Origin of the sequence: Microbacterium barkeri, assembly GCF_027921765.1 — a bacterium.
Classification (GTDB): domain Bacteria; phylum Actinomycetota; class Actinomycetes; order Actinomycetales; family Microbacteriaceae; genus Microbacterium; species Microbacterium barkeri.
This window is the reverse complement of the sequence record NZ_BSEJ01000002.1, coordinates 1-18,803: the sequence shown is the minus strand read 5'-3', so window position 1 is coordinate 18,803 and position 18,803 is coordinate 1. Positions and strand designations below refer to the sequence as shown.

Genomic DNA, 18,803 nt, shown 5'->3' with positions numbered 1-18,803 from the left:
CGCGCCCGCCCGCGGGCGTGCTTGCCGCTTGCGGCCGCCATCCGCGGATCTGACCGGCCGCAGGCGGCAAGCGCCAGGGCTCGGGGGGCAGACGCCAGGGCTCGGGGCAAGCGCCAGGGCTCGGGGGCGGCTCAGTCCTCGTAGGGGACGGGCCAGGCCGGGTCCGGCACGGGCCAGCCGGCGTCGCGCAGCGCGCGCCGTGCGAGCTCGCGCGCCGAGTACGGCGTGCGGACGCCCTTGATGTCGCGGTAGTCCTGGTGACCCGGGCCCGCCCAGAGGATCGCGTCGCCCGGTCCGACGAGCTTGACCGCCTCGACGATCGCGGTCTCGGGCGGCGAGAACTCGTAGATCGGGTGATCCGGGTTCGTCGCGCGTGCGCCCTCGAGGAGGGTCGCGCGGATGGCCGCGGGGTCCTCGTGTCGAGGGTGGTGGTCAGTGATGACGACGATGTCGCTTCCCTCGACGGCCGTGCGGCCCATGTCGCGGCGCTTCGTCTTGTCGCGGTCTCCGTCGGCGCCGAAGAGCATGAGCACCTTGCCGGGAGTCACGCGGCGGACGGCCGCCAGCGTCTTCTCGAACGCATCGGGCGTGTGGCCGAAGTCGACGTAGACCGCCGGGCCCTCCGGTCCCGAGACGAGCTGCGTGCGCCCGGGCAGGTACGCGCGGATGCCGCCGTCGCGCTCGAGCGCCTCGACGATGCGCTCCCACGCGAAGCCGGCCTCGAGCAGCATGACGATGGCGGTGCCGGCGTTCGACGCCATGTGTGGGCCGATGACCGGCACGACCGACGTGAGCGCGCGGCCATCCGGTCCGGTCAGCGTGAACCGCGTGCCCTCCTGGCGCTCGTCGTCGATCGTGACGATCCAGTCCGCCTGGGCGGCCGCATCGGGGTCGGCCGCGATCGACGGGGTGGCGACGGTGACCACGGGCACGGTCGCGCGCGCGACGTACTCGGCACCGGGAGCCGAGTCGAGGGAGATGACCGTGCGGCGCGAGCGCTCGGGCGTGAAGAACGACGCCTTCGCCTCGAAGTACTCGCGCATGTCGGCGTAGTCGTCGAGGTGGTCGTGCGTGAGATTCGTGAACGCCGCGACGTCGAAGACGAGGCCGTCGACGCGATGGCGGGTCAGCGCCTGCGCGCTGACCTCGACCGCGACGGCCTCGACGCCGCGCTCGCGCATGAGGGCGAGCAGCGCGTGGAACTCGCTCGCCTCGGGGGTCGTCAGACGCGACACGATGACCTCGCCCGCGATGTGGCGCTCGGCGGTCGAGGAGAGCCCCGTCACCACGCCCATCTGGGTGAGGATGCCGTCGAGAAGGTGCGTGATCGAGGTCTTGCCGTTCGTGCCGGTCGTCCCGAGGAGCAGCGGCAGGTCGCGGTCGGTGCCGTAGACCCACGCCGACAGATCGCCGAGCACGGCGCGCGGGTCGGAGACGACGACGATCGGCAGGCCGGCCGACGCCGCGATCTCGGCGCCCTCGGTGTCCGTCACGACCGCGACGGCGCCCTTCTCGGCCGCGGCCGCCGCGAACTCCGCACCGTGGCGGTTGACGCCGCGGATCGCGACGAACGCCTCGCCCGCGCGCAGGTCGGCGGTCGCGAGCGTGACGCCGGTGAGCTCGACGCCCGTCGCCTCCCCGCGCAGCTCGCCGCCGAAGCGCTCGGCGAGCTCGGTCAGGGAGCGTCGCGGCGGGTTCTCCGGTCGCAGGACGGGGGGCAGGTTCGACGGTGTCGCGGACATCCTCTCCATCGTCTCACGCGCGATCCGAGGAGAGCATGCGAGGCGCCGACGGGGTGTCGGCGCCTCGCATCGTCTCAGCGACGCGCGGTGCGGCGATACGCGAGGACGCTCACGACGAGAGCGGCGATCCCGGCAGCGAGACCGCCCGCACCGAGCGCGATCGGCACCGCGCCGCTGTCGGCCTCGGCCGCGTCCGTCTCCGTCGTTGCGTCGTCCGCAGCGTGGCCGTCGTCTTCCGCCGCCGGCGCGAGCGTCACGACCGGCGCCGGAGCCTCGAGGTCGTGCGGGTCCTCGCCGTCCTCGGCGATCTCGGACCACGAGGTCGACCCGTCGACGCACAGCTGCTCGACGGGGAATGCGAGCGTGTCGGGAGCGTCGGCGGAGTAGGCGACCGAGAGCTCCACGGCGGCGCGCATCGCGTTCGGCACGGGCTCGTCCGCCGTGTACGCGATCGACTGCACGAGGCCGGTCGACGCGTCGCGCTCGACGTCGATCGACCATCCGGCCTGGACGGTCGGGACGACCGAGTCGATGCCGTCGGCGGGCGGCGTGATCACGAGGGCGGTCGTGGGGGAGTCGTCGCATCCGTGCGAGAACGCGAACGTCAGCACGTCGTACCCGCCCGCGACGGGAGCATCGGGCGTCACGGTGACGTGCGCGTGCGCCGCGAGCGGTGCGGCCACGAGGGCGGCGGCGAGGGCGCCGGACGCGGCGAGGCGGATGCCGCGACGGCGGATGGCGGGACGACGGGCAGGGGCGATGGGAGTCATGGCTGTTTCCTTCGGGGTCTTCGATTCGCTCCGGCGCAGCGCGGCCCGGCTGCGGGGCAGGCCGGAGGGCGCGCGGGGGTGCCGGATGGCGCGGATGCGCCGGACGTCGCGCGCGGCGATCGCGCGGCGCGACGGGTGCCCGGGATGGGCGATGTCAGGCGAAGGAAGCCGAAGGCGGTCCGCGCTGCAGGCGGATGTCGTGGAAGCGCCGGCTCGCCCGCTCGCCGCGGCGGTCTGCACGCAGGGGAAGCCGACGACGGATGCGCGCGAGCGGGAGCGCGGCCGCGCGCACGAGGCGCGCGATCGCCCACGCGGCGATCGCGCGGACGAGCTGCTCGCCGCGCCAGAGGAGCGCCGTCGTGACGAGCGCGGCGACCGCGTGCGCCGCGAGCATGGGGGCATCGGCCGCCGTCGCGAGGACGGCCGTCTCGACGAGGGCCGGATGAGCGTGCGCCTCGGCGTGCAGATGCCCCGCGTGCGCGCTCTCGGAGATGCGCGTCGCGACCGGCGACCCGAGCGCGAGGAACGCGAGGTGGAACGCCGCCTGGGTCGTGACGACGGCGGCGAGCACGCGGGACAGTCGCGGACGCGGGCCGACGACGAGGATGGCCGGCAGAGCGAGCACCGCGGCCATCGCGACGACGAGGAGCGGAGCGGGAGCGGCTCCGCCGCCGACCGTGTGCGAGACGGCGGCGAGCACGGTCGCGACCGTCGACGCAGACGCCCCGCGGAGGGCGCGCAGCTGCCGGTCGGTCACGCCCCCAGGATAGGCGCTCGCGGCCTGCGCCCGCGCCGTGCGGGGAACTCCGAGGCGTGGCCGCTAGCGTGGCGGCGTGGATGTCCTCGCGTTCGTGATCGGTGTGCTGGTCATGGTGGTCGGCCTCGCGGTCTCGATCGCGCTGCACGAGATCGGGCATCTCGTGCCCGCCAAGCGCTTCGGCGTGCGGGTCGGGCAGTACATGATCGGCATGGGCCCGACGCTGTGGTCGACGCGCCGCGGCGAGACCGAGTACGGCGTCAAGGCGTTCCCGATCGGCGGCTACATCTCGATGGCGGGCATGTACCCGCCCGCGAAGGACGAGCCGACGGCGGCGGTCGACTCGGCCGCGGCCTCCGCGCGCGCCGCCCGTCGCCGCGGCATCTACGCGACGCTCGTGCAGGACGCGCAGGCGGCGAACGCCGAGACGCTCGAGGGCGTCGACGACGCGCGCACCTTCCATCGGCTGCCGGTGTGGAAGCGCGTCGTCATCATGCTCGGCGGCCCGATCATGAACCTCGTGCTCGCGGTCGTCCTGTTCGCGGTGCTCTTCAGCGGCATCGGCATGCAGCAGGCGACGACGACGGTCGCCGCCGTGTCCGAGTGCGTCCTTCCTCCCGGTTCGACGGCCACCGAATGCGCGGCCGACGATCCCGAGGCGCCGGCGCACGCGGCCGGCATCCTCCCCGGCGACCGTCTCGTCGAGCTCGACGGAACCCCCGTGGAGACGTTCGCCGAGGCATCCGAGATCATCCGCGCGCACCCCGGCACAGCCATCCCCGTCGTCGTGGAGCGCGACGGCGCCCGTGTCCCGCTGACGCTCACGCCCGTCGAGAACGAGGTCGAGGTCACCGCGGACGACGGCACGACGTCGGTCGAGACCGTCGGCTACGCCGGCATCAGCTCGTCGGTCGAGCGCGTGTGCGAGCCGATCTGGGCGGGTCCGCAGGCGGCAGCAGACAACGTCGCGGCGGTCGTGGGGATCGTCGTCGACCTTCCCGCTCGGCTGTACGACACCGCCTACGACCTCCTCACCGGCGGGGAGCGCGACGCGGACGGCCCGATGAGCGTCGTCGGCGTGGGGCGTCTCGCGGGTGAGGTGGCCGCGACCGACGCGCCGATCCTCGACCGCGTCGCCGTGATGACGAGCCTCCTGGCGTCGCTCAACGTCGCGCTGTTCGTCTTCAACCTCGTGCCGCTGCTGCCGCTCGACGGCGGTCACATCCTCGTCGCCCTGTGGGACGGCGCGCGCCGGGCGGTCGCCAAGCTCCTCGGCCGCCCCGAGCCGGCGCCCACCGACGCCACGCGCCTCGTGCCCCTCACGCTCGTCGTGGTGGTGCTCCTCATCGGCATGGGCGCGCTGCTGTTCGCGGCCGACATCTTCAACCCCGTGCAGCTGCTCGGCGGCTGAACGCGCGCCAGGCGGTCTCAGGCGAGCGCGTGCGCGACGAGGCGCTCGAGGGTCCGCATGCCGTCGCGCGACAGGATGGACTCGAGGTGCCCCTGCACCGACGCGAAGCCCGCACCGCGGAGGGCGTAGACGTCGCCCGACGACGGGTCGGCCGCGACCTCGACCTCGCCGACCGCGCCGCACCGCGTCTCGCTCGGTGTGAGCCGCGTGACGCCGGGGGTCACGCGGGCCGTGAAGGTGTTGTAGAAGCCGATCGATGCGCGCTCGCCGAAGAGGTCGACGTCGAGCTGGAGGCCCTGGTGGGGGCTCGCGAGCGTCCCGAGGCCGACGCCGATGCGGTCCGCGAGGATCTGGTGGCTCAGGCACACGGCGAGAAGGGGGCGGTGCTGCTCGAGTCGGCGCACGACGACCTCGCGCATCCGGGCGACGCGCGGGCTCTCGTCGTCGCGCGGATCGCCGGGGCCGGGGCCCGAGACCACGAGCTCCGCCGCGTCGAGGCGAGCGGGATCGGCCTCGCTCCAGTGCACGATCTCCACGTCGAGGCCCAGGTGGCGCAGCTGGTGGGCGAGCATCGTCGTGAAGCGGTCCTCGGCGTCGACGACGACCGCGCGTCGGCCCGTGAACGGGGCCTGCCGGGCACCCGGCTCCTGCTCCTGCATCCAGAACGGCGCGAGGCGCGCGTTGCGGGAGGCCAGGAGCGTCGCGATGTCGGGGTCGTCGGCGAGACGACGGGCGGGGGCCGGCTCGTCGTCGTCGGGCACGATCGTGATCGCGCGCGGGATGGCGCCGATCGCGCCGAGCACGCCGGCCGCCTTGCCGTGCGTCTCGCTGACCTCCCCGTACGGATCCGAGTGCCGCACGAGGGTCGCGCCGACCGGCACGCGGAGGCGCCCGTCCTCGAGATACGCGGTGCGGATGAGGATCGGGGCGTCGAGATCGTGCCCGCCCTCGGCGTTCGGCGTGAACAGCGCGGCGACACCCGAGTAGTACCCGCGCGGCGACGCCTCGTGGCGGCGGATGACCGCGCACGCGTTCTGCATGGGGGAGCCCGTGACCGTCGGGGCGAACATCGTCTCCCGGAGGATCTCGCGCGGGTCCAGGCGCGAGCGCCCGCGCAGCACGTACTCCGTGTGCGTGAGGCGCGACATCTCCTTGAGATGCGGGCCCGTGATCCGGCCGCCGTCGCTGCAGACGGCGCTCATCATCTTGAGCTCCTCGTCGACGACCATGAAGAGCTCCTCGGTCTCCTTCGTCGACGAGAGGAACTCCGTCAGCGTCTCGACCGTCGCGCCGCCGGCCGGATGGCGGAAGGTGCCCGAGATCGGGTTCATCGTGACCACCCCGTCGCGCGCGCTGACGTGCGCCTCGGGGCTCGCCCCGACGGCCACGTGCCCGGGCGTGATGATCGCGAAGGTCCAGTACGCGCCGCGCTCGTGCTCGAGCAGCGCGCGGAACCAGGTCAGCGCGGCCACGCGCGGGTCGGCGTCGACGCCGGCCACGTAGTCGCGGCGGATGACGAAGTTGGCGCCCTCTCCGCGCCCGATCTCCTCGGAGATGACACGGCGGACGATCGCCGCGTACTCCGCGTCGTCGAGGTCGAAGCCCGCGGACGCGAGCGGGATGTGCTCGGCCGGCAGCGCGGCGACGGCGGCGTCGAGCGGGATGGCCGAGTGCGCGTCGACGGTGAGGCAGCGCAGCGGCGCGTCGTCGTCGTGCGCCTCGAAGCCGCGCTCGCGCACCTGGCGGAACGGCACGAGCGCGAGCACCTCGCGCGGGGTGCCGTCGGGCCCGGTCAGCGGGATGTCCGCGAGCAGCTCGACGTCGACGACCTCGCCCTCGAGCACCTCGACCGCGTCGCCGCCCTCTCGGACGATGAGCGCGAACGAGGCGGCGGGGTCGGCGGCGAGGCGGGCGATGAGGTCGGCCGTGGCGGGGGCAGCGGTCCCGGTCATGCGTGAAACTCCTCCTGGGCGAGGCTGCCCTCAGACAGAAAAGACCGCCCCATCCGGTTGAACTGGGCGGTCGAATTCGAGGTTCGCGAAGCACCGCCTATCGGGCGGGCCACCAGGTGCGGTTCGCGAACATGCGCCTGAAACTACCACAGGCGCGCGGAGCGTGCCGCGCGGTGCGTCGCTCCCGCCGCTCCGCTCGCCCGCCATCCAGCCCGCTTCCACCCGTGCGGCGTAACCTGGACCCGTGCCTGCAGTGAACATCGGTATGCCCCGCGTGCCCGAGACCCTCGCCCCGCGCCGCAAGTCGCGTCAGATCCGGGTCGGGAAGGTCCTCGTCGGCGGCGACGCCCCCGTCAGCGTGCAGTCCATGACGACGACGCCGACCACCGACATCAACGCGACGCTGCAGCAGATCGCCGAGCTCACGGCGTCGGGCTGCGAGATCGTCCGCGTCGCGGTGCCGAGCCAGGACGATGCGGATGTCCTCCACATCATCGCGAAGAAGAGCCAGATCCCGGTCATCGCGGACATCCACTTCCAGCCGAAGTACGTGTTCCAGGCGATCGACGCCGGTTGCGCGGCTGTCCGCGTCAACCCCGGCAACATCCGCAAGTTCGACGACCAGGTCGGCGCGATCGCGAAGGCCGCGCAGGCCGCCGGCGTCTCGCTCCGCATCGGCGTGAACGCGGGCTCGCTCGACCGCCGCCTGCTCGAGAAGTACGGCAAGGCGACGCCCGAGGCCCTCGTCGAGTCGGCGGTGTGGGAGGCGAGCCTGTTCGAGGAGCACGACTTCCACGACTTCAAGATCTCGGTCAAGCACAACGACCCGATCGTCATGGTGAAGGCGTACCGTCTGCTCGCCGAGCGCGGCGACTGGCCGCTGCACCTCGGTGTGACCGAGGCGGGCCCCGCCTTCCAGGGCACGATCAAGTCGGCCACGGCGTTCGGCATCCTCCTCGCGGAGGGCATCGGCGACACCATCCGCGTCTCGCTCTCGGCGCCGCCCGCCGAGGAGGTCAAGGTCGGCCACCAGATCCTGCAGTCGCTCAACCTGCGCGAGCGCAAGCTCGAGATCGTGTCCTGCCCGTCGTGCGGACGCGCCCAGGTCGACGTCTACTCGCTCGCCGACAGCGTCACCGAGGGGCTCAAGGACATGACGGTGCCGCTGCGCGTGGCGGTCATGGGGTGCGTCGTGAACGGGCCCGGCGAGGCGCGCGAGGCCGACCTCGGCGTCGCATCGGGCAACGGCAAGGGCCAGATCTTCGTCAAGGGCGAGGTCATCAAGACCGTGCCGGAGGCCGAGATCGTGCAGACGCTCATCGAGGAGGCGAACCGCATCGCCGACGCGATGGGCCCGGACGCCCCGCTCGGCACCGCGCAGGTCGTCACGGCGTAGCGCCGCGCGGCGCCGTGCCAGGATGGCGTCCGTGCCCCTCGACCGCATCGCCCTGATCTCCGACGTCCACGGCAATCTCACGGCGCTCGAGGCCGTGCTCGCCGACATCGCCGCGCGCGGCATCAGGCACATCGTCAACCTCGGCGACACGGCGGGCAAGGGCCCGCGCGGAAGCGCCGCCGTGGCGCGCGTGCAGGAGGCCTGCGCGGTCAACGTGCGGGGCAACTGGGACGACTTCCTCGACACCATCCCGGACGAGGGCCCCGCCGAGATGGTCTGGTGGCGCGACGAGCTCGCGGCCGCGCAGCGCCTCTGGCTGCGCACGCTGCCGCTCTGCCACGATCTCGCGCTGAGCGGGCGCCGCATCCGCCTCTTCCACGCGTCGGCGGAGAGCCCGCACGTGCGCGTGCACTTCCACCACACGGCCGAGCAGTTCGACGGGATGTTCCGCGCCACCGAGATGACCGGACCGGGTGCGGCTCCCGACGTCGTCGGCTACGGCGACATCCACGACGCGTACATCGAGTCGGCCGACGGGCGCACGCTCTTCAACGTCGGCAGCGTGGGCAACCCGCTCGACGAGCCCACGCCGTCGTACGTCATCCTCGAGGGCGAGCTCGATGGGGAGCGCGGCGCCCCCTTCGGCGTCCAGTTCGTGCGCGTGCCGTACGACGTCGAAGCCGAGATCGCGGTCGCCCGGGAGCGCGCGATGCCCACGGCGGACGTGTGGGAGATCGAGCTGCGCACCGCCGTCTACCGCGGTCGCCAGACCGCCTGAGCGGCCTCAGCGCACGGCGGCGACGACGAGCTCGGCGAGCCGCTCCGGCTGCGTGAACTGCGGCCAGTGCCCCGAGCCGATGCGCACGATCTCGACGTCGGCGATGGCGCCGAACTCGTCCGCGAACGGCCCCCACTGCGCGAGCTCGGCGCGGAGGGCGTCCTCGTCCATCGACCCCATCAGGAGTGTGACCGGCACGTCGTGCCGTCGCGGATCCGAGAGCGCGATCTCGTCGGTCGGGACCCGGGCCGGCACGCTTCCGGTGAGCGCGGCCGTCCGCTCGCGCGTCTCCGCGTCGAGGTCGGCGGTCTCGGGCGCGTCGAAGAAGTCCCACCCCGGGAACGGCACGACGCCGCCCTCGACGGGGAACTCCGAGATGCCGAAGCCGGGCGCAGGCGGCACCGTGTCCACGAAGACCGCGCGTGCCACGCGATCGGGCCGCGCATCGACCGCGCCCCAGGCCACGTTGCCGCCGCCCGAGTGGCCCACGAGGACGACCGGCTCGGCGGCGGTGTCGATCTCCGCGACGACCGCGTCGATCCAGTCGGCGAGGCCGATGTCGCCGGGATCGGGGTCCCCGACGCCGGGCATGGTGAGGGGGCGGGGGCGATGGCCGGCAGCCGTGAGCGCGTCGACGACCGGCCCCCAGGACCGTGCGTCGAGCCAGAGACCGGGAATGAGGAGGACGTCCATGCACTCGACGCTAGCGGGAGCCTCCGACACGGCGGAAGGGGCGGCGCCGCGTTCTGCTTCAGGCGGATACGGGGCGGGCGATCAGGGCGCTGGGCGCCTCTCGCGAGACGCGCGCGGCGTCGCGCCGCGCGTCCTCGGCGACGCGCTCGAGCCATCCGCTCGTCCGCGCCGTGTCCGCATGGCGCACGTCGGTGAAGCGCGAGGCGCGGACCCGGCGGATGCCGCAGAAGCGCAGGGTCTGACCCCGCAGCTGCCGCATCGCGGGATCCCCGGTCCCGTGCAGGAACCACCGAGGCGAGTCGCTCGTCATGATGACCCGGCCCGTGCGCCCGCGGAGGAGTCCCTCGGGGAACCCGTTCGCCCGATACCGGTAGGCGACGCGGGGCAGGAGCACGCGATCCAGGAAGCCCTTGAGGAGGGCCGGCGTCGATGCCCACCAGACCGGGGTCGCGACGACGACGTGGTCGGCGGCGAAGATCGCCTCGAGCGCGTCCTCGAGGTCGGGCTCGAGCGGCTGCTCGCCCCGGTAGCCCGCGCGCAGGACGGGATCGAAGTCGAGGTCGCGCACGGCGAGGACCCGGGCGTCGCCGTACGCCTCGGCGTAGCGGGAGGCGAGGGCGGACACGAGGGAATCGGGCGACGGATGGCCGTCGATGACGAGAGCGGGCACGCCTCCTCCTGAGAAGTGGGCACTGTCCAGAATGTGGACACTGTCAGGATAGCTAGGATCTTGCGCGTGTCAACATCCGTCAGCAGGTACCACCATGGCGACCTCGGTCCCGCGCTGCTCGAGGCGGCGGAAGCGCTCCTGGCGGAGCGCGGTGCGGCGGCGCTGAGCCTCCGTGAGGTCGCACGCCGGGCGGGTGTGAGCCACAACGCGCCGTATCACCACTTCGCCGACCGCCTCGCGCTCCTCAAGCGCCTCTCCGAGCGGCACATGGACGCCCTCCTGGACGCGCAGCGCCGCGCGGCGGAGGGGGAGCGCGATGCGCGCGCACGGCTCCGCGCGATCGCGTCGGCCTACGTCGGGTACGCGCGGGAGCATCCGCACGGCTTCGGCATCGTCTTCGACCCCGAGGTGTGCGTGCCTGGCCATCCGTCGGAGGCGATGGCACCGCTCATCCGCGCGAACGAGGAGCTGATCGCCGAGGTCGTCGCACAGGCCGCGCCCGAGCTCGACGATCCGACCCGAGAGGCGGCCGTGGCCGGTGTCTGGGGCCTCGCGCACGGGCTCGCGACGCTCGTCGTCGCGGGGCACATCGACGCGGGGCAGGTCGACGCGGGCATCGACGGCGTCATCGCCCTCGCGAGCGCGTCCGCCTGAGCGCCAGGCGTCACGCGACGGAGAGGACGACCTCTCCCGTCGCGATGTCGGTCGACTCGACGTGCACGCGGATGCGCGTGCCCGGCTCGACCGCCTCCCGCACCGTCGCCGTCACGAAGGGGTCGGCGATCTGCACGCGGCGTCCGCCCTTCGTCTCGGCGAGGACGACCGCGTCCAGGATGTCGCCGATGCGCGCGTGCAGGACGGCCGCCTCGACGCGGTCGACGGCGCCGGACTCGAGACGAGACGCGAGGGCCGACGACCGGCGCATGATGTCGGGCAGCAGCGGCAGGGTGTCGACATCGGCACGCCCCGTGCAGGCGAGCAGCACGAAGCGATCGACGAGCCGCCGCAGGGGAGCGGTCGCATGCGCGTAGGGCGCGCCGATCGCGGCCTGGCCGGCATCCGCCGGGATCTCGTCGGGAGACGTGAACGCCGCGTAGTCCGCACCGCGGAAGAGCGCGCTCGCGGCCTGCAGGACCGCGGGCGTCGCGGGGTCGGCGGGGTCGAGCCGGCGCAGGTACTCGCCGTAGTCCACGGCGTCGTCCCAGGGGCGACCGAGGAGCGCGACGCGCCGCCGGAACTCCGCGAGCGACTCCTCGTCGGCCGGGGGCATCGTCCGCAGGATGCCGCGGCCCTCCCGCTGCATGATCGCGGCCGCGGCCATCCCCGTCATGAGGGAGATCTGCGCGTTCCAGTCCTCGACGGGAAGGGGCCTGCGCATCCGCAGTGTGTAGCCGTCCGGCCCGTCGACGATCTCCTCCTCGGGGGCGTTGAGGCTCGCTCCGCCGCGCGCGGCCTCCTGCGCGATCCGCAGGGCTCCGACCTCTGCAAGATGCCGGAGCGTCTCCGGGGCCGAGCCGTCGTCGATCGCCCGCTGGGCCTCCTCGTACGTCCACTGGCGCCGTGATCGCACCCACGCGCGCTCGAGCGTCACGTCCTCGGGGCCGTGCGCTCCCTCGGCATCGAGCGCGAAGCGCCACACATAGGCGCGGCGGTCCTCGTCGGGCAGGAGCGACGCGGCCCCGTGCGACAGGGCCTCGGGATGGAGTGGGATGGAGCCGTCGGGCGCGTAGAGGGTCTGCCCGCGGCGCCGTGCCTCCGCGTCGATCGCCCCGCCGGGGCGCACGAACGCCGCGAGGTCGGCGATCGCGTAGTGGACGACGAAGCCGTCACCCGCGCGGGCGATGTGCATCGCCTGATCGAGATCGCGCGATCCCTCGGGATCGATCGTCAGGAACGCGAGGTCGCGCAGATCCGCGCGCTCGGCGTCCGAGCCGTCGACGGCGGCATCGCTCGCGGCGACCTCCTCCGCCTCGGCGACGACCTCGGGCGGGAACGAATCGGGCAGCTCGAGGGATCGCCGCAGCTCGGCGAGCGCCTCTCCGAGCGCGCTCTGGACGGCGGACGGCGACAGGCGGGTGTGACGTGCCGGCATGCCGTCAGCCTAGGCGCGCGCCCGCCGCGCGGGAGTCAGGCGAGCACGCGCGTGAGCTTCTCGGGGTTCGACACCCGGCGGATGCCGCGGATGGCGCCGCTCGCGTCGAACTCGAACGCGATGACGTCGATCTCAGCCCCGATCGCGAGCGACAGCCCGGGCTCCCCGTTGACCTCCGTGTGCGCGACGCGGGGCCGCACGCCCGCCGCGATCGCCTTGCCGAGGATGCCCGCGAGGAAGCGGGCGATGCGAAGCGGGCCGAAGACGGGGTTGAGAGCGCTGCGGACGCGTCCTCCGCCGTCCGCCCACAGGATGGCGTCGTCGGCGAGCGACGCCACCACGGCTGCGATGTCGCCGCCCTCGATGGCCTCGACGACGCGGGCGAGCGCCTCACGCGAGGGAGGGGGCGGCGACGCGGCGCGATCTCCGTCGAGCTGGAGCCGGCGCTCGCCGCGGGAGATGAGCTGACGCACGGCCGCCGGCGAGCGCTCGAGCACGCGTCCGATCTCGACCGCGCTCATGCCGAACGCCCGATGGAGCACGACGGCCGCGCGCGCCTCGGGCGAGAGCTGCTCGGCGAGGTGCAGCACCGTGAGCGAGAGCATCTCGCGATCGGCGACGACGTCCTCGGGCAGGCGGTCGACCGCGACCGGCTCGGGGAGCCACGGGCCGGGGTACTCCTCCCGCTCCGCCGCGAGCTGCCGCAGTCGGTCGATCGAGCGCCGCACGCACGTCGTGGTGAGCCATGCGGGCCACGACCGCACGGACGCGCCCCGCTCGGCGCGGACGGCCTCGAGCGCCACCTCGGAGACCACGTCCTCCGCGTGGCCGAAGTCCCCGAGCATCCGATAGGCGATGCCGACGAGGCGGTCGCGCTCCTCGCGCCAGGCGAGAGCGGCCGCCGAGCGCGACGACAGGGCCTCCACGATGCTCAGGCTACGGGGTGGGCGGCGTCCACCGGCGGCTCCATCTCGGTCGCGATCGCGATCCGGTTCCACACGTTGATCGTCGCGATCGCCAGCACGATGGCACCGAGCTGCCCGTCGTCGAAGTGCCGCGCCGCGGCATCCCAGACCTCGTCGTCGACCCCGTCGGGCCCGAGGCGGGTGACGGCGTCGGTGAGGGCGAGCACCGCCGTCTCGCGCTCGTCGAACAGGGAGCGCGCATGACGCCACGCGGCGACCGCGTGCAGCCTGCGCTGCGAGATCCCGCGCCGGGCTCCGTCGGTCGCGTGCATGTCCACGCAGAATCCGCATCCGTTCAGGACGGATGCCCGCAGCTTGATGAGCTCGTAGAGCTCGGCGTCCACGGTCGAGCGCACATAGCCCTCGAGGCCGATCACCGCGGCATAGCCGAGCTTGTTGGTCTTCGCGATCGCGATGCGCGACATGGGCGTCCTCCTCCGGTCGGTGTCGACGGCGGATGGCCGTCCATCCATACCGTCGGAGCGCGTGCGCGAAGTGTGACGGGGGCGCCGCCGGCGTGTCGGAGCGGCGAGGGCGCGGGCCTAGACTTGTCGCTCGTGGTCACCCGTCTGTCGCAACTCTTCGTCCGCACGCTCCGAGAAGACCCTGCCGAGGCAGAGGTCGCGAGCCACCGCCTGCTCGTCAGGGCCGGTTACATCCGCCGTCAGGCGGCCGGCATCTTCGCGTGGCTCCCGCTCGGCCTGCGGGTGAAGGCGCGGATCGAGCAGATCATCCGCGAGGAGATGACGGCGGCCGGTGCGCAGGAGGTGCACTTCCCGGCGCTCATGCCTCGTGAGCCCTATCAGGCCACGGGCCGCTGGGACGAGTACGGCGACCTCCTCTTCCGTCTGCAGGACCGCAAGGGCGGCGACTACCTCCTCGCGCCGACGCACGAGGAGGCGTTCACGCTCCTCGTCAAGGACCTCTACTCGTCGTACAAGGACCTTCCGCTCACGATCTACCAGATCCAGGACAAGTACCGCGACGAGGCTCGGCCGCGCGCCGGCCTCCTGCGCGGACGCGAGTTCACGATGAAGGACGCGTACTCGTTCGACCACACCGACGAGGGCCTCGACCGCTCGTACCAGGCGCAGCGCGACGCGTACGAGCGCATCTTCCAGCGCCTCGGACTGGAGTACGCGATCGTGCAGGCCGACGCCGGGGCGATGGGCGGGTCGCGCTCCGAGGAGTTCCTCCACCCGACGCCCGTCGGCGAGGACACCTTCGTCCGCAGCGAGGGCGGCTACGCGGCCAACGTCGAGGCGTACACGACGACGGCGCCCGAGCCCGTCCCGTTCGACGGCCTCCCCGAGCCCGTCGTCTTCGACTCGCCCGGCACCACGACCATCCAAACCCTTGTCGCGCACGCGAACGACGTGCTCGAGGGGGAGTGGACCGCGGCCGACACGCTCAAGAACGTCGTGCTCGCGCTCACCCATCTGGACGGCACGCGCGAGCTCGTCGTCGTGGGCATCCCCGGCGACCGCGACATCGACGACAAGCGCGTCGAGGTCGCCTTCGCGCCCGCCGAGGTCGAGCCAGCGACGGACGCCGACTTCGAGGCGAACCCGCTCCTCGTCCGCGGGTTCATCGGACCCTGGAGCGCGACCGGGCCCATCCTCGGCGAGGAGTCGGCCACGGGCATCCGCTACCTCCTCGACCCCCGCGTCGTCGACGGCACGCGCTGGATCACGGGCGCGAACCAGGCCGACCGCCACGTGCACGGGCTCGTCGCCGGGCGCGACTTCACGGCCGACGGCTTCGTCGAGGCCGCGACCGTGCGCGACGGAGACCCCGCTCCGGATGGCTCGGGCCCCGTGACGCTCGCGCGCGGCATGGAGATCGGCCACGTCTTCCAGCTCGGCCGGAAGTACGCGGAGGCGCTCGGCCTCAAGGTGCTCGACGAGAACGGCAAGCTCGTGACCGTCACGATGGGCTCGTACGGCATCGGCGTCACGCGCATCCTCGCGATCATCGCCGAGCTCTCGCACGACGAGAAGGGCCTCATCTGGCCCGAGTCGGTCGCGCCGTTCGACGTGCACGTCGTGGCCACGGGCAAGGGAGACGAGGCGTTCGCGCTCGCCGAGCGGCTCGTCGCCGACCTGGAGTCGGCCCGCCTCGACGTGCTCTACGATGACCGCCCGAAGGTGTCGCCGGGGGTCAAGTTCGGCGACGCCGAGCTCATCGGCGTGCCGAAGCTCGTCGTCGTCGGGCGCGGTGCGGCCGACGGGATGGTCGAGCTGTGGGACCGTCGGACGGGCGACCGCGAGGTGGTCCCGTTCGCCGACGCCGTGGCGCGCCTGACGGCCTGACGCGCCGCGCGGCGTTTGGCCGCGGCCCTCCGAGGCGACATACTGACGCGCATGGAAGACCTCGAAGCGCTCATCGCATCTGTCGGTGACCAGTTCTGGACCTGGATCGTGCTGCCGATCGTGGCGCTCCTCGGCGTGTACATCACGGTGCGCTCGGGCGCGGTGCAGATCCGCATGCTGCCGGAGATGATCCGGACCCTTGCGGACAAGACCCCGCTCGACGACGACGGCCGCCCGCAGTCGGTGTCCTCGTTCCAGGCGTTCACCATCTCGGCGGCCTCGCGCGTCGGCACGGGGAACATCGCGGGCGTCGCGACCGCGATCGCGGTCGGCGGGCCCGGCGCGGTCTTCTGGATGTGGCTCATGGCGACGATCGGCGCCGCCTCCGCCTTCGCCGAGTCGACGCTCGCCCAGCTGTTCAAGGTGCGCGACAAGGACGGCTTCCGCGGCGGCCCCGCGTACTACATGGCAAAGGGACTGCGCGCCCGCTGGATGGGCGTCGCGTTCGCGGTCATCCTCATCTTCTGCTTCCCGTTCGCCTTCTCGGCTCTGCAGGCGAACACGATCGCGCTCACGATGTCGTCCGCCATCACGCAGCTCTCCGGGGTCGAGGGCACCTGGCTGCTCTGGGTCGTCGGGATCCTCACGGCGGCGCTGACGGGCGTCATCGTGTTCGGCGGCGTGCGCCGGATCGCGAGCGTGACGCAGGGGCTCGTCCCCGTCATGGCGCTCGCCTACCTGCTCCTGGGCCTCGCGGTCGTCATCGTGCACATCGACCAGCTCCCGGCGGCGTTCGCGTCGATCTTCACGCAGGCGTTCGGGTTCAACCAGATCCTCGGCGCGACGCTGGGCCAGATCATCCTCACGGGCGTCAAGCGCGGCATGTTCTCGAACGAGGCCGGCCTCGGCTCGGCGCCCAACGCGGGCGCCGCCGCCGCCGTCACGCACCCCGCGAAGCAGGGCTTCGTGCAGTCGCTCGGCGTCTACTTCGACACCATGATCGTGTGCTCGATCACCGCGTTCACGGTCCTCGTCGCGGTCCCGATCGAGAAGGGCGGGATGTCCGGCATCGAGCTCACCGAGCACGCGCTGACCTCGTCGCTCGGGGGCTGGGCCACGATCGCCCTGGCGGTCGTCGTGTTCATGCTCGCGTTCAGCTCGATCATCGGGAACTACTACTACGGCGAGGCGAGCATGGAGTTCATCTCGACGAAGCCCGCGGTGCTCACGACGTTTCGGGCGCTCGTCGTGCTCGCGGTGCTCGCGGGGTCGGTCGCCGCCGCGAGCTTCGTCTGGACGCTCGCGGACGCGATCATGGGCGTCATGGCCGTGATCAACCTCGTCGCGGTCGCGCTGCTGTCGGGTCTCGTCTTCCGACTGCTCAAGGACTACTCGCAGCAGCGCCGAGCAGGTGCCGATCCGGTGTTCACGCGCGACCTCATGCCCGACGTGCAGGGCATCGAGTGCTGGGAGAACGCGGAGAGCGTGACCGGCCCGATCCGGGTGGTCGGCCGCAGGCGCTGAGGCCCGCGCCCGCGGGCCGCTCCCAGCGTGGGCGCGGCTCGATCCGGTATCGTTGCGGAGATGTCGGCGAGACGTGTGCCGATGAGAGCTGAATACGGAGGACGCTGTGGATATCGATCTCGGATTGCTGCGAACGGTCGAGCGCGAGAAGGAGATCCCGTTCGACGAACTCGTTCGGATCATCGAGCAGGCCGTCCTCACGGCATACGGCAAGCACGTCTCCCAGAGCGGCGAGATCCCCGAGGGCGCACGCGCGCACCTCGACCGCAAGACCGGCCACGTCGCGATCCTCGTCCCCGTGCGGGATGAGGAGGGCGCGGTCATCGGCGAGGAGGAGACGACTCCCGAGGACTTCGGCCGCATCGCCGCCTACGCGGCCAAGCAGGTCATCAGCCAGCGCCTGCGCGACCTGGCCGACGACGCCGTGCTCGGCGAGTTCCGCGGCAAGGAGGGCGACATCGTCGCGGGCGTCGTGCAGCAGGGGCCCAACCCGCGCATGATCCACGTCGACCTCGGCACGGTCGAGGCCATCCTGCCGCCCGAGGAGCAGGTGCCCGGCGAGGAGTACTCGCACGGATCCCGCCTGCGCGTCTACGTCACGAGCGTCGCGAAGGGCCTCAAGGGCCCGCAGATCACCGTGTCGCGCACGCACCCCGGTCTCGTCCGCAAGCTCTTCGCGCTCGAGGTCCCCGAGATCGCGAACGGACTCGTCGAGATCACCTCGCTCGCCCGCGAGGCGGGGCACCGCACGAAGATCGCCGTGCGCGCCAACGACCCGTCGATCAACGCGAAGGGCGCCTGCATCGGCGAGCTGGGCCGCCGCGTCCGCGCCGTCACCGAGGAGCTCAGCGGGGAGAAGATCGACATCGTCGACCACGATGACGACCTCCCGAAGTTCGTCGCGAACGCGCTGTCTCCCGCCAAGGTGACGAGCAGCTTCGTGCTCGACGCGACGACGAAGGCCGTTCGCGCACTCGTGCCCGACTACCAGCTGTCGCTCGCGATCGGCAAGGAGGGGCAGAACGCCCGTCTCGCCGCCAAGCTCACGGGCGCCAAGATCGACATCCAGCCCGACAGCATCCTCGAGCAGGGCTGAGCCGGCCCGATCGAAAGGGCCGTCGCGACACGCGCGACGGCCATCCGCGATGCCGAGGTGTAGGATGGAACCCGTACGGACGTGCGTCGCCTGTCGCATGCGCGCTCCCCGAGCCGCCCTTCTCAGGGTGGTCGTCATCGATTCCGAGCTCGTCCCCGATGAGCGCGCTGTCATGCCGGGCCGGGGGGCGTGGGTCCATCCGACGCCCGAGTGCATCGGAACCGCACTCACACGCCGCGCCTTCGTACGAGCACTGCGCGTGCCGGGCCCGCTCGACACGCAGACCTTCGAGAAATGGCTGAGCAGCTATGGAAATCAAGTGAACGGCTCGAAATGAGACCCGTCCGCCTTTAGAGGTCTGCCCTGTCCGGGGCAGGCCGCCCCAGACAGGAGAATTGTGGCAAAACCACGCGTACATGAGATCGCCGCGGAGCTGGGCGTCGACAGCAAGGTCGCGCTCGCGAAGCTCAAGGAGCTCGGCGAGTTCGTGAAGAGCCCGTCGTCGACGGTCGAACCGCCCGTCGCGCGCAAGCTGCGCGCCGCGCTCGAGTCGGAGGCCGCCGCGAAGCCCGCGGACGCCCCCGCCGACGCGAAGCCCGCGGCCCGCAAGCCCGCACCCGCGCGCCCCGGCGCGCCGCGCCCCGG

The 18,803-nt window shown here is 72.6% G+C and carries 18 protein-coding genes; 9 read left to right on the top strand and 9 right to left on the bottom strand.

What is annotated here, in order from left to right; genetic code table 11:
* Positions 1–131: 131 nt before the first annotated feature.
* From PKE79_RS03160 to PKE79_RS03150, 3 genes are all read right to left on the bottom strand, one after another.
* Positions 132–1,742, bottom strand: coding sequence for a Mur ligase family protein (locus PKE79_RS03160; protein ID WP_271172216.1), 1,611 nt, complete (start codon positions 1,740–1,742; stop codon positions 132–134).
* Positions 1,743–1,816: 74 nt separating this feature from the next.
* A complete protein-coding gene (locus tag PKE79_RS03155) occupies positions 1,817–2,512 on the bottom strand; it encodes a YcnI family protein (protein ID WP_271172215.1) in 696 nt (231 codons plus the stop codon).
* Positions 2,513–2,666: 154 nt separating this feature from the next.
* Complete coding sequence (locus tag PKE79_RS03150) at positions 2,667–3,269, bottom strand: hypothetical protein (RefSeq protein WP_271172214.1); 603 nt, start codon at positions 3,267–3,269, stop codon at positions 2,667–2,669.
* Between the two features lie 76 nt (positions 3,270–3,345).
* Here PKE79_RS03150 and PKE79_RS03145 point away from each other — a divergent pair, with 76 nt between their 5' ends.
* Positions 3,346–4,680 carry a M50 family metallopeptidase gene (locus tag PKE79_RS03145; RefSeq protein WP_271172213.1) on the top strand — a complete coding sequence of 445 codons (1,335 nt, stop codon included), beginning with the start codon at positions 3,346–3,348 and terminating at the stop codon, positions 4,678–4,680.
* Positions 4,681–4,697: 17 nt separating this feature from the next.
* Here PKE79_RS03145 and PKE79_RS03140 read toward each other — a convergent pair whose 3' ends face one another.
* The gene (locus tag PKE79_RS03140) at positions 4,698–6,632 is read right to left on the bottom strand and encodes a chorismate-binding protein (protein ID WP_271172212.1); all 1,935 of its coding nucleotides are present in this window, start codon (positions 6,630–6,632) and stop codon (positions 4,698–4,700) included.
* 244 nt (positions 6,633–6,876) lie between these two features.
* On the opposite strand from PKE79_RS03140, the gene ispG reads away from it, so the two are divergent.
* Positions 6,877–8,028: a flavodoxin-dependent (E)-4-hydroxy-3-methylbut-2-enyl-diphosphate synthase gene (ispG, locus tag PKE79_RS03135; RefSeq protein ID WP_271172211.1), complete on the top strand. Its 1,152-nt coding sequence runs from the start codon at positions 6,877–6,879 to the stop codon at positions 8,026–8,028.
* A 22-nt stretch (positions 8,029–8,050) separates the two neighbouring features.
* Positions 8,051–8,806, top strand: coding sequence for a metallophosphoesterase family protein (locus PKE79_RS03130; protein ID WP_271172210.1), 756 nt, complete (start codon positions 8,051–8,053; stop codon positions 8,804–8,806).
* A gap of 6 nt (positions 8,807–8,812) precedes the next feature.
* On the opposite strand, the gene PKE79_RS03125 is transcribed toward PKE79_RS03130, so the two are convergent.
* Together PKE79_RS03125 and PKE79_RS03120 are read right to left on the bottom strand one after the other, a co-directional pair.
* Positions 8,813–9,499, bottom strand: a complete 687-nt coding sequence (locus tag PKE79_RS03125; RefSeq protein ID WP_271172209.1) for an alpha/beta fold hydrolase — start codon at positions 9,497–9,499, stop codon at positions 8,813–8,815.
* A 58-nt stretch (positions 9,500–9,557) separates the two neighbouring features.
* Positions 9,558–10,169, bottom strand: coding sequence for an NAD(P)H-dependent oxidoreductase (locus PKE79_RS03120; RefSeq protein WP_271172208.1), 612 nt, complete (start codon positions 10,167–10,169; stop codon positions 9,558–9,560).
* Positions 10,170–10,235: 66 nt separating this feature from the next.
* Between PKE79_RS03120 and PKE79_RS03115 the strand changes: the two genes are divergently transcribed.
* Positions 10,236–10,823: a TetR/AcrR family transcriptional regulator gene (locus tag PKE79_RS03115; protein ID WP_271172207.1), complete on the top strand. Its 588-nt coding sequence runs from the start codon at positions 10,236–10,238 to the stop codon at positions 10,821–10,823.
* Positions 10,824–10,833: 10 nt separating this feature from the next.
* On the opposite strand, the gene PKE79_RS03110 is transcribed toward PKE79_RS03115, so the two are convergent.
* The 3 genes from PKE79_RS03110 to PKE79_RS03100 are packed head-to-tail and all read right to left on the bottom strand — an operon-like array spanning position 10,834 to position 13,651.
* A complete protein-coding gene (locus PKE79_RS03110; protein WP_271172206.1) occupies positions 10,834–12,261 on the bottom strand; it encodes an RNB domain-containing ribonuclease in 1,428 nt (475 codons plus the stop codon).
* Between the two features lie 35 nt (positions 12,262–12,296).
* Positions 12,297–13,187, bottom strand: a complete 891-nt coding sequence (locus PKE79_RS03105; RefSeq protein ID WP_271172205.1) for a sigma-70 family RNA polymerase sigma factor — start codon at positions 13,185–13,187, stop codon at positions 12,297–12,299.
* Between the two features lie 5 nt (positions 13,188–13,192).
* On the bottom strand, positions 13,193–13,651 hold the full coding sequence (locus tag PKE79_RS03100) for a carboxymuconolactone decarboxylase family protein (protein WP_271172204.1): 459 nt from the start codon (positions 13,649–13,651) through the stop codon (positions 13,193–13,195).
* Positions 13,652–13,783: 132 nt separating this feature from the next.
* Between PKE79_RS03100 and PKE79_RS03095 the strand changes: the two genes are divergently transcribed.
* From PKE79_RS03095 to PKE79_RS03075, 5 genes are all read left to right on the top strand, one after another.
* Entirely contained in the window at positions 13,784–15,538 is a 1,755-nt protein-coding gene (locus tag PKE79_RS03095; RefSeq protein ID WP_271172203.1) for a proline--tRNA ligase, read from the top strand.
* A gap of 51 nt (positions 15,539–15,589) precedes the next feature.
* Entirely contained in the window at positions 15,590–17,062 is a 1,473-nt protein-coding gene (locus PKE79_RS03090) for an alanine/glycine:cation symporter family protein (RefSeq protein ID WP_271172202.1), read from the top strand.
* A gap of 106 nt (positions 17,063–17,168) precedes the next feature.
* Positions 17,169–18,158, top strand: coding sequence for a transcription termination factor NusA (gene nusA, locus PKE79_RS03085; protein ID WP_271172201.1), 990 nt, complete (start codon positions 17,169–17,171; stop codon positions 18,156–18,158).
* Between the two features lie 49 nt (positions 18,159–18,207).
* Positions 18,208–18,495: a YlxR family protein gene (locus PKE79_RS03080; RefSeq protein ID WP_309299957.1), complete on the top strand. Its 288-nt coding sequence runs from the start codon at positions 18,208–18,210 to the stop codon at positions 18,493–18,495.
* A gap of 60 nt (positions 18,496–18,555) precedes the next feature.
* On the top strand, positions 18,556–18,803 hold a 248-nt coding region (locus PKE79_RS03075; RefSeq protein WP_271172199.1), incomplete at its 3' end, for a translation initiation factor IF-2 N-terminal domain-containing protein.